Genomic DNA, 10,451 nt, shown 5'->3' on the forward strand with positions numbered 1-10,451 from the left:
GGCCGGGCGCGGATCAGGCCCTGATCCTCAAGGTTGGCGTAAGCCTGCAACACCGTCGCATGGCTGACGTTGAGCTGCGAACTCATCTTGCGCACCGAAGGCACGCGCTCCCCCGGTTGATAGACACCACGGCGGATGTCTTCGGCCAGTTGCTGAGCAATACGTTGGTAGAGCAAGAGATTGGTCATGACGCAGCACTCGATTTCACGGGCGTTTTATTCTTGTCTGAAACGATACCGGAACAGTTTAGAAGTGTACTGGGACAGTTGCCAGATTACTCGACCGTACAGTGCGGTGTCTGCCCCATCTGTACGGTTTTGCGCGGCAATCGACAGACACAAAAAAGCCCGGCACTGCATGACAGCCCGGGCTTTCCAGAGACGCAGCCCTTAGCGGGCGGCGCCGAGCTGGCCTTTTTCGTCAGAGAACACGATTTCTACGCGGCGGTTCTGCGCCCGTCCACGCTCGGAGGCATTGGCATCGACCGGGAACTGGTCGCCGTAACCTTCGACCTGAATGCGTTTTTCGTCGATACCCAGATCGACCAGCACGTCAGCCACCGATTGCGCACGATCGCGGGACAGTTTGAGGTTTTCCTGTCGGCCACCGGTGCTGTCGGTGTAACCCTCAATGCGCACCACGCGCTTGGGGTTCAGTTGCAGGAACTGGACGATCTTCAGCACGACGCGGTTGGCCGAGTTTTTCAGTTCCGCCTGGCCGGTGTCGAACAACACGTCGCCGAGGGTCATCACCAGGCCGCGATCAGTCTGCGTGGTCGCCAGCGCGACGATCTGTTCCTCCAGCCACTTGCCTTGTTGCTGCACGCTGAGCAGTTTCGATTCGCGCAGGGCCAGTTGCAGACGCTGACGCTCAAGCTCGAGCTTGGCGGCGCGCTCCTCGTTGAGCGCCTGATTGGTGTGCTCTCGGGCGATTTCGCTGTAGCGCTGGCTCAGGTAGGCGTAATGCACCACGTCGGCACCGCTGCCCCAATAGGTCGACAGCCGATCAGCGCGGGCCAGGGACTCGCCAGCGCGGATCACGTCTTTCGGCGCGATGCGCAGCACGTTGGAATCTTCCTTGACCTTCTGGAAATCAGCGCCGGCCTGTTGCAGCGCCGCCTCGCTGTGCTGTCCGGCGCAGCCGTAGAGGCTGGCGCAACCGGCGAGAAGCAGAATGCCGAGAGCATTGGACTTGAGGTTCATTGTGCTTCCCCCAGTTGCAGCTGCTTGCGCAGGCGGACAATGCGGGTATTGAGCACATTCAGCTGTTCTTCACTTTTTTTCGTCAGCACCTTGGCCTCGGCCAGACGCGCATCCAGTTCGGCCTGCTCGGCACGCATGCGCGCGTTGCGATAGGACTCGTCGGCCATGCTGCCTTTGGCGCGGTTGTATTTTGTTTCGGCCAGTTGCATTTCCGGCACTTCGTCAGCGGTGGCGCCGACTGCCTTGGCCTGCACGATGGCTTGTTCGGTCAAACGCATTTGTTCACTGGGTGCCGGATCGGATGCGCACCCGGCCAGGGCCAGAACGGCCACAGCCGCGAAAAGAGGTCGAATACTCACTAAGAATCCCTACTGTTTTGGGGCACTGACAGGTTGTGGCGGCTGTTGCTGTTGCGCCTTCCAGCGCTCGATGTTGCGTTGCAGCGCGGCTTCCGTCAGTCCGGACGCGCGCAATTCTGTCATCTTTTTGGCGAGCTGTCCGCGCAACCACGGATCGTTGCAGGCCGAGTTATGCGAAACCGCTAGGAACAGACCCGGCCGGTCGATGGGTTGTTCGAACGCCAACAGATCGCTGGTCATGCCCAATGTCTGCGCGGCGGCAAGGCCTGAGTAACGTCCGGCGAGGACATATTCCACCTCGCCCAACAGCAACTTCTGTAGTGCCTCGGTAAGGTTTGCTGTGCGGGTCAGGGTCAGATTCTGCTCGGCGAAAGTGCCGAATGCCTGGGTCATCCGCGACTTTTCCGACACCGCGCCGGCATGGCCTTTCAGGTCGCTGGCCTCGGCATAGGTCAGCGTCGAGCCTTTGCGCGTCCACACCAGATAGTCGTTTTCCAGCAGTGGCGGATGGATGTAGTCAAGGGTTTCCAGCTCATTAACGGTCAGCGGCGCGTCGGCCAGCATGTCCATGCGCCCGCTGCGCACTTCATCGAGGGCCTGCGAGCGTTTGCCGGCGTAGAGCAGGTCGACTTTGATGCCCAGATCCTTGGCCACTTGCTGCAACAGATCGGCACTGGCGCCGATCAAGCGCTTGGGGTTTTGCGGGTCCTGCCACAAGTAGGGCGGCGCGTCAGGGCTGCCGGTGACGACCAGGCGCTCGCACTTGCCCGCGGCCATGGCCAAACCTGGCAACAGGGCCAATCCCAACAACCATCCGCAGCGCAGATCCATGGCAAAACGCTCCCCAGCCAAATCCAAGACAAAAAAAAGCCCGACCAACAGGCCGGGCTCTTTATAAGTGAAGCCGCCGGATTAGACCAGCTTCTCCAGCTCAGGTACTGCTTCGAACAGATCCGCCACGAGACCGTAATCGGCCACCTGGAAGATCGGCGCTTCTTCGTCCTTGTTGATCGCAACGATCACCTTGGAGTCTTTCATGCCGGCCAGATGCTGGATCGCGCCCGAGATACCGACGGCGATGTACAGCTGTGGCGCAACGATCTTGCCGGTCTGACCGACCTGCATGTCGTTCGGTACGAAACCTGCGTCGACCGCAGCGCGCGAGGCGCCCACAGCAGCGCCGAGCTTGTCGGCCAGCGCGTACAGGTGTTTGAAGTTGTCACCGTTCTGCATGCCGCGACCGCCGGAAACGACGATCTTGGCAGCGGTCAGCTCAGGACGGTCGGACTTGGCCAGCTCTTCGCTGACGAAGCTCGAAGTACCGGCGTCGTGGGCAGCGCCAACGGCTTCAACGGCAGCCGAACCACCTTCAGCAGCAACCGGATCGAAACCGGTGGCACGCACGGTGATCACTTTGATCGCGGCGGTCGATTGCACGGTAGCGATGGCGTTACCGGCGTAGATCGGACGCTTGAAAGTGTCAGCGCTTTCGACCGAGATGATCTCGGAGATCTGGTCAACGTCCAGCGCAGCAGCAACGCGCGGCAGGATGTTTTTGCCATTGGAAGTGGCGGCAGCGAGGATGTGGCTGTAGCCAGCGCCCAGCTCTGCAACCAGCGGAGCAACGTTTTCCGGCAGCTGATGCGCGTAAGCGGCGTTGTCAGCATTCAGGACTTTGCTCACGCCAGCGATTTTAGCCGCGGCTTCGGCCACCGGGCCTGCGCCCTGACCTGCTACCAGAACGTGGATGTCGCCGCCGATTTTGGCAGCAGCGGCCACGGTGTTCAGCGTAGCCGGGGCCAGCACTTTGTTGTCGTGTTCAGCAATAACCAAGATAGTCATTTAGATTACCTTCGCTTCGTTCTTGAGTTTTTCAACCAGTTCAGCCACCGACTTGACCTTGATGCCCGCGCTGCGTGCAGCCGGCGCTTCGACTTTCAAGGTCTTGTTGGTGGAGGCGGTGGAAACGCCCAAAGCGTCCGGAGTCAGCACTTCGAGAGGCTTCTTCTTGGCTTTCATGATGTTTGGCAAGGACGCGTAGCGCGGCTCGTTCAAACGCAGGTCGGTGGTGACGATGGCTGGCAGTTTCAGCGAAACGGTCTGCGCGCCGCCGTCGATTTCGCGGGTCACGGCAACGCTGTCGCCGGAGACTTCGACTTTCGACGCGAAGGTGCCCTGACCGTAGCCGCTCAGTGCCGCGAGCATCTGGCCGGTCTGGTTGTTGTCGCTGTCGATCGCCTGTTTGCCAAGAATCACCAGCTGCGGCTGTTCCTTGTCGACAACAGCCTTGAGCAGCTTGGCCACGGCCAGCGAGGTCAGGTCTTCAGCGGATTCGACGAGGATGGCGCGATCGGCACCCAGAGCCAGTGCGGTACGCAGCTGCTCCTGAGCGGTGGTCGGGCCGATGGAGACGACGACGATTTCAGTCGCAACGCCCTTCTCTTTCAGGCGTACGGCTTCTTCCACGGCGATTTCGCAGAATGGGTTCATCGACATCTTGACGTTGGCGAGGTCGACGCCGGAATTGTCCGCCTTGACGCGGACCTTGACGTTGTAATCCACAACGCGTTTGACAGCTACAAGAACCTTCATGGATTCCTCGTTACTCTCCGGTGAAAAGAAAGTCGCCTAGGCGAACCTGGCGGATGATGCTCATCGGGCGACAAGGGCACCTCTAAAAACGCCGGCTTGAATGTGAGGTGATTCACTTCGCGAAGGGAGGTGACCGTTCGTCAGGGGTGACTGTCGGGTCATTCATTCTTACGCTGTGTAAACTGCGCGCCGGACTTGCGCTGCGCATCACCGTCTACTGCCTGTGCCCTGTCTTTAGAGGTGCTCTTGAAACCGCCAGTCTGCCTACGGCGAGCGCAAAACCGCCCGTATCTTGACCGGAACGCCCATTCTGGTCAATACGCCAAAATGCCCTGTCATAAGCCGCGCTTCTTTGATTTATCAGGGCTGGAGGCGATTCAAACAAACGTTTGTATTGGACGCTCGGAGTGGTGTAGATATAATGCGCCGCCTAGAGAGAAAGGTGGATTCGCCAATATTCCCTTTGACGTTAACGTAAAGGCAATACGGATGCGAGATCAAACCTCCATATTAGAAAAAAAACTGTTGAGCCTTGAGTAGGAGATAGCCTGTGGAACGCGAATACATGGAATTCGACGTCGTCATCGTCGGTGCCGGCCCCGCTGGTCTGTCCGCCGCCTGCCGCTTGAAGCAGAAGGCCGCTGACGCCGGTAAGGAAATCAGCGTCTGCGTGGTCGAAAAAGGCTCCGAAGTCGGTGCACACATCCTTTCCGGTGCGGTATTCGAACCCCGCGCCCTGAACGAACTGTTCCCGGACTGGAAAGAGCTCGGCGCGCCGCTGAACACGCCCGTCACACGCGATGACATTTTCGTGCTGAAAAACGCTGACAGCGCGCAGAAGATTCCTGACTTCTTTGTGCCCAAGACCATGCACAACGAAGGCAACTACATCATCTCCCTGGGCAACCTGTGCCGCTGGCTGGCTCAGCAGGCGGAAAACCTCGGTGTGGAAATCTACCCGGGCTTCGCCGCTCAGGAAGCGCTGATCGATGAAAACGGCGTGGTGCGCGGGATCATCACCGGTGATCTGGGCGTCGACCGTGAAGGCAACCCGAAAGAAGGCCTGTACACCCCGGGCATGGAACTGCGTGGCAAATACACGCTGTTCGCCGAAGGCTGCCGTGGCCACATCGGCAAGCAACTGATCAAACGCTACAACCTCGACAGCGATGCCGACGTTCAGCACTACGGCATCGGCCTGAAAGAAATCTGGGAAATCGACCCGGCCAAGCATCAGCCAGGTCTGGTGGTGCACACCGCCGGCTGGCCGCTGGACATCATGGGCACCGAGAACACCGGCGGCTCGTTCCTCTATCACCTGGAAAACAATCAGGTGGTGGTCGGTCTGATCGTCGACCTGTCCTACAGCAACACTTACCTGTCGCCGTTTGATGAGTTCCAGCGCCTCAAGCATCACCCGGTGCTCAAGCAATATCTGGAAGGCGGCAAGCGCGTCAGCTACGGCGCCCGCGCCATCGCCAAGGGCGGCCTGAACTCGCTGCCGAAAATGGTCTTCAAGGGCGGCGCGCTGATCGGTTGCGACCTCGGCACCCTGAACTTCGCCAAGATCAAAGGCAGCCACACCGCGATGAAGTCCGGCATGCTCGCGGCGGAATCGGTGGCAGATGCGCTGTTCGCCGAGCAGGATTGCACCGTCGAACTGACCACTTACGTCGACGCGTTCAAGAACAGCTGGCTGCACGAAGAACTGTTCGCCAGCCGTAACTTCGGCCCGGCGATTCACAAGTACGGCGCGATCATCGGCGGTGGTTTCAACTGGCTGGACCAGAACATCTTCGGCGGCAAACTGCCGTTCACCCTGCGCGACACCAAGCCGGATTACGCCTGCCTCAAGCTCGCGGCCGACTGCAAGAAGATCGACTACCCGAAACCTGACGGCAAACTGAGTTTCGACAAACTCAGCTCGGTGTTCATCTCCGGCACCAACCACGAAGAAGAGCAGCCGTGCCACTTGAAGCTGACCGATCCGAGCATCCCGATCAGCAAAAACCTGCCGCTGTACGACGAACCGGCGCAGCGTTACTGCCCGGCCGGCGTATACGAAGTGATCACCAAGGAAGACGGCGAGAAGCGTTTCCAGATCAACGCCCAGAACTGCGTGCACTGCAAGACCTGTGACATCAAGGACCCTGCGCAGAACATCACCTGGGTCGCGCCCGAAGGTGCCGGCGGCCCGACTTACCCGAACATGTAAGTCGAAACGCTGAACAACAAGGCTCCCGAAATGGGGGCCTTTTTGTTGCCCAAAATTCCTCTGCCACCACAAAACAACTGTGGGAGCGAGCCTGCTCGCTCACACAGGGGATTATCGGCGGGTCAGGCAGCGCGCTCATCCCCCGGACTGCGTTCGAAGTAACGCTTGTATTCGCGACTGAACTGCGACGTGCTCTGATACCCCACCCGATGCGCCACCTGCGCCACGCCCAGCCCCTCCGCCACCAGCAGCGTCTGCGCCTTCAACAAACGTAACCGCTTCAGATACTGCACCGGCGACAACAGCGTGCTGCGTTTGAAATGCTCATGAAAGGTCGACACGCTCATGTTCGCGCAACCGGCCAGTGTCTCGACATTCAGCGGTTCGGTGTAATGCGCATGCAGATGGCTGATCGACGCCGCCACCCGGGCGAATTGCCCTTGTTGCTCGACCAACGCCCGCAACACATCCGCTTGCGGTCCGCGCAGCGCGACGAACAATAACTCGCGAACCCGTGCCGGGCCGAGAATCTGGCATTCCAGCGGATCGTGCAGACAGCTGAGCAGCCGTTCGACACAACCGCGCATGCCATCGTCGAGCACCACCGAGGTCATCGACTCCGGCGTCTGCGCCGGAATATGCCGACCCGGCGCCAGCCCCATGGCCAGCACCAGTTCGCCGAGCAGGACGCGATCGATCGCCACCGACACACCGAGCAATGGCGCATCGGGCAAGGCAAAGGTTTCGCATTCGAACGGCACCGGCAGCGCCTGGATCAGGTAATGCCCGGCGCCATATTCCATGGTCCGTGGGCCGAGGAACGCCAGTTTGCTGCCCTGGGCGATGATCATCAGGCTCGGCTCGTAGATATGCGGGCCACGGGCGACGTCGCAACTGGCGCGCAAAATCTGCACACCGGGCAGGCCGGTCTGGCTGTAGCCATCGCGCAGCGCCAGCGGTTCGATCAACGAAACCAGCCGGGCATTGGCATCAAGATGACGGGTCAACTGCATCGAATAGGTCTTCGTAAAATTCACGGAAAAGGGGATGAAAACATCATCGCAGATCCGCTGGCCAATGCGATCGCCGAAACCCGCATGCCGGAGGATTAGGCATGAGACCCGGAGAAATCGTCATGGCCGCACCCGCCTCTGGCGGCCAGAATTCACCGCCTCACTTGTCACTGTTTTTGCGAGGTCACCCATGTACACCGCCATCGGCTATGCCGCCCAATCGGCCACCACTCCCCTCGCCCCGATGAAATTCGAACGCCGCAGCCCGCGCGCCGACGACGTGGCGATCGAAATTCTCTACTGCGGCGTCTGCCATTCCGACATCCACCAGGCACGCAATGAATGGGGCATCGCCGTTTATCCGCTGATGCCTGGCCATGAGATCGTCGGAAAAGTCACCGCTGTCGGTGCGAATGTCACCCGTCACAAGGTAGGCGATCTGGTTGGCGTCGGCTGCATGGTCGACTCCTGCCGCAGCTGCGAAGCCTGCCAGGCGAACCTCGAGCAATATTGCCTCGAAGGCCCGACCATGACTTACGCCACCCCGGACCGGGTCGATGGCAGCAACACCATGGGCGGTTATTCCGACAGCATCGTGGTCAGCGAACACTTCGTTGTGCGCATCCCCGAGAAACTCGCTCTGGCCAGCGCCGCACCGATTCTCTGTGCCGGTATCACCACTTACTCGCCGCTGAAGCACTACGGCGTCAAGGCCGGTGACAAGGTCGGGATTCTCGGCATGGGCGGCCTCGGCCACATGGGCATCAAGTTCGCCAAGGCGATGGGCGCGGAAGTCACGCTGTTCACCCGCTCGGCGAGCAAGGCTGAAGAAGGTCGCCGTCAGGGCGCGGATCACGTCATCGTCTCCACCGATGCCGAGCAGATGAAGGCCGCGGCCGGCTACTTCGACTTCCTGCTCGACACCATTCCGGTGCAACACGATTTGAACCCGTACCTCGACACCTTGCGTTTCGACGGTGTGCACATTCTGGTCGGGCTGATCGAGCCGGTGAACCCACCCGTTCACGCCGGCAAACTGGTGATGAGCCGCCGCGTACTGGCCGGATCCTTGATCGGTGGTATCGCCGAGACCCAGGAAGTGCTGGATTTCTGCGCCGAGCACAACATCACCTGCGACATCGAAATGCTCGACATCCGCCAGATCAATGAAGCCTACGCGCGGATGATTGCCGGTGATGTGAAGTACCGCTTCGTCATCGACATGGCGACGCTGAAGGCTTAAACCTTCACGGCTTACACCTTCAAGCCCAGCTCCGCCGACAGCCGGGTTGTGACCCCTTTCAGCAGGGGGATCAACTCGGCCATTTTTTCCAGCGGCATGTACGGCACGGTGCTGGCGATACTGATCGCCGCGACGATGCCCTTGCTCGCATCACGAATCGGCGCCGCCACGCAGCGGATCGACGGTTCGTTGTCTTCCAGATCGAACGCGTAGCCACCGGCAACGTATTCGCCCATGCGCTGCTCAAGCTGTTCCCACGACTGCTGGGGATGCTGCGGCCAGAACTGACTTTTCCCACCTGCCGGCAGGCTGATGTCATACAGCCGCCGCCAATCCTGCGGCGAATCATCGAGCATCAAGGCCTTGCCGATCCCGGTGCGCACCAGCGGCATGCGATGGCCAACCCGCGAGCGCATTTCCGGGCCGTTGCGTCCTGGATTCTTCAGCAGGTACAGCACTTCGTCGCCTTCGCGGATTCCGAGGTGCACGGTATCGCCAGTCAGTGCCGAGAGCTCGTCCAGATACGGCCCGGCCAGGGTCACCAGCGGCAACTCTTCACGGGCTTGAAAGCCCAGTTCGATCAGTTTCGGCCCGAGCAGATAACCGATCTGCGGCACCACGCGCAGATAACGCTCGTCGACCAGGCAACTGGCCAGACGATGGGTGGTGCTGCGCGTGGTGCCGATCAGCCGGGCAATCTCCTTGAGATCACGCGCGCCACTGGCCACCGCCTGCACCACACCGAGGCCGCGCAGCAGCGTCTGGGTGCCGGTGGGCGCGGCGTCCTTGGTTTTTTCCGGGGCGTCTTCCTGCATATCCAGCCTTTTACCGTTGAGCGAAGGAACGGGCGGCATTATGGTCGCCCGACGCTGAGCACTACAACTCGATACGCTCGACCTTGCCCACCAGCAGCACGTAGGACAAGGCACCGACCAGTGCGAGCACGGCGATGTAGGTGATCGCCGGAGCGAACGAATCGCCGCTGGCGAGGAAGCCGATCACAATCGGCGTAGCAATCGCCGACAGGTTGCCGATGAAGTTGAACACGCCACCGGTCAGGCCGAGCAAACGCGCCGGTGCCAGCGTCGACACCAGCGACCAGGTGATCGACGCCAGACCGTTGCCGAAAAATGCCAGGGCGAGGAAGGCAATCACCAGCGGCGTCGACTCGACAAAGTTGGCGCCGATGATCGAGGTCGAAATCAACAGCCCGCCAATGATCGGCAGCTTGCGCGCAAAGCCCACGGTGTAGCCGCGACGGATCAGGAAGTCGGAAAAGAATCCCGAGCACAACACACCGACGAACGCGGCAAGAAACGGCAGCGATGCGAGCAGACCGGACTTGATGAAGTCCATGCCGCGATATTTCACCAGATAGGTCGGAAACCAGGTGAGGAAGAACCACAGCGTCGAGTTCAGGCAGAACTGGCCGAGGTAGATGCCCCACAACTTGCGCTTGCTGAGGACGATGCCCAGATCGGTCCAACTGAATTTGGCTTTGACCTTGGCCGCCTCGGCCTGGATATCGACCAGCCCGCCGCCTTCGCGGATCAGGTCGATTTCCGCCTCGTTAGTGCCTTTGAAATCGCGCGGCTCGCGATACACCGCGTACCAGATCAGCGCCCAGAGAATGCCCACCGCGCCGGTGGCGACGAACACCATGTGCCAGCCGAATTCATGTTGCAGCCATGCCAGCACCGGGGTCAGGAAAGCCAGACCGACAAACTGTCCGGAAGTGTAGAAACCGATCGCCGTGGCGCGCTCGCGCTCAGGGAACCAGGTGGTGACCACGCGGCTGTTGATCGGATAGGCCGGCGCTTCCAGCGC

10 protein-coding genes and 1 pseudogene are annotated in these 10,451 nt (G+C 60.4%); 2 read left to right on the top strand and 9 right to left on the bottom strand.

Features of this window, described 5'->3' with window-relative positions:
* The 6 genes and pseudogenes from OQK_RS30930 to OQK_RS02470 form a co-directional block, all read right to left on the bottom strand.
* A pseudogene (locus OQK_RS30930) lies at positions 1 to 188 on the bottom strand (GntR family transcriptional regulator); the annotation flags it as partial.
* 201 nt (positions 189 to 389) lie between these two features.
* Positions 390 to 1,202: an OmpA family protein gene (locus OQK_RS02450; RefSeq protein WP_016770951.1), complete on the bottom strand. Its 813-nt coding sequence runs from the start codon at positions 1,200 to 1,202 to the stop codon at positions 390 to 392.
* The gene (locus OQK_RS02455; RefSeq protein WP_038860459.1) at positions 1,199 to 1,561 is read right to left on the bottom strand and encodes a DUF4398 domain-containing protein; all 363 of its coding nucleotides are present in this window, start codon (positions 1,559 to 1,561) and stop codon (positions 1,199 to 1,201) included. The genes OQK_RS02450 and OQK_RS02455 overlap by 4 nt, the downstream gene beginning before the upstream one ends.
* Positions 1,562 to 1,570: 9 nt before the next feature.
* Positions 1,571 to 2,392: a substrate-binding periplasmic protein gene (locus tag OQK_RS02460; protein ID WP_016770953.1), complete on the bottom strand. Its 822-nt coding sequence runs from the start codon at positions 2,390 to 2,392 to the stop codon at positions 1,571 to 1,573.
* An 81-nt stretch (positions 2,393 to 2,473) separates the two neighbouring features.
* Positions 2,474 to 3,403 carry an electron transfer flavoprotein subunit alpha/FixB family protein gene (locus OQK_RS02465; RefSeq protein WP_016770954.1) on the bottom strand — a complete coding sequence of 310 codons (930 nt, stop codon included), beginning with the start codon at positions 3,401 to 3,403 and terminating at the stop codon, positions 2,474 to 2,476.
* Positions 3,404 to 4,153 (bottom strand): electron transfer flavoprotein subunit beta/FixA family protein, encoded by a 750-nt coding sequence (locus OQK_RS02470; RefSeq protein ID WP_007908338.1) that lies wholly within the window; start codon positions 4,151 to 4,153, stop codon positions 3,404 to 3,406.
* A 550-nt stretch (positions 4,154 to 4,703) separates the two neighbouring features.
* On the opposite strand from OQK_RS02470, the gene OQK_RS02475 reads away from it, so the two are divergent.
* Positions 4,704 to 6,368 carry an electron transfer flavoprotein-ubiquinone oxidoreductase gene (locus OQK_RS02475; RefSeq protein WP_016770955.1) on the top strand — a complete coding sequence of 555 codons (1,665 nt, stop codon included), beginning with the start codon at positions 4,704 to 4,706 and terminating at the stop codon, positions 6,366 to 6,368.
* A gap of 122 nt (positions 6,369 to 6,490) precedes the next feature.
* On the opposite strand, the gene OQK_RS02480 is transcribed toward OQK_RS02475, so the two are convergent.
* Positions 6,491 to 7,381: an AraC family transcriptional regulator gene (locus tag OQK_RS02480; RefSeq protein ID WP_016770956.1), complete on the bottom strand. Its 891-nt coding sequence runs from the start codon at positions 7,379 to 7,381 to the stop codon at positions 6,491 to 6,493.
* A 190-nt stretch (positions 7,382 to 7,571) separates the two neighbouring features.
* Here OQK_RS02480 and OQK_RS02485 point away from each other — a divergent pair, with 190 nt between their 5' ends.
* Positions 7,572 to 8,624 carry an NAD(P)-dependent alcohol dehydrogenase gene (locus OQK_RS02485; protein WP_016770957.1) on the top strand — a complete coding sequence of 351 codons (1,053 nt, stop codon included), beginning with the start codon at positions 7,572 to 7,574 and terminating at the stop codon, positions 8,622 to 8,624.
* Positions 8,625 to 8,635: 11 nt separating this feature from the next.
* Here the strand turns inward: OQK_RS02485 and OQK_RS02490 are convergent, their stop codons facing one another.
* Both OQK_RS02490 and OQK_RS02495 read right to left on the bottom strand, forming a co-directional pair.
* A complete protein-coding gene (locus tag OQK_RS02490) occupies positions 8,636 to 9,439 on the bottom strand; it encodes an IclR family transcriptional regulator (protein ID WP_016770958.1) in 804 nt (267 codons plus the stop codon).
* A gap of 61 nt (positions 9,440 to 9,500) precedes the next feature.
* Positions 9,501 to 10,451, bottom strand: a 951-nt coding sequence (locus OQK_RS02495) for an MFS transporter (RefSeq protein ID WP_016770959.1), incomplete at its 5' end; no start/stop codon positions are given.

The organism is Pseudomonas sp. R62 (assembly GCF_000257605.1).
Taxonomy (GTDB): domain Bacteria; phylum Pseudomonadota; class Gammaproteobacteria; order Pseudomonadales; family Pseudomonadaceae; genus Aquipseudomonas; species Aquipseudomonas atacamensis.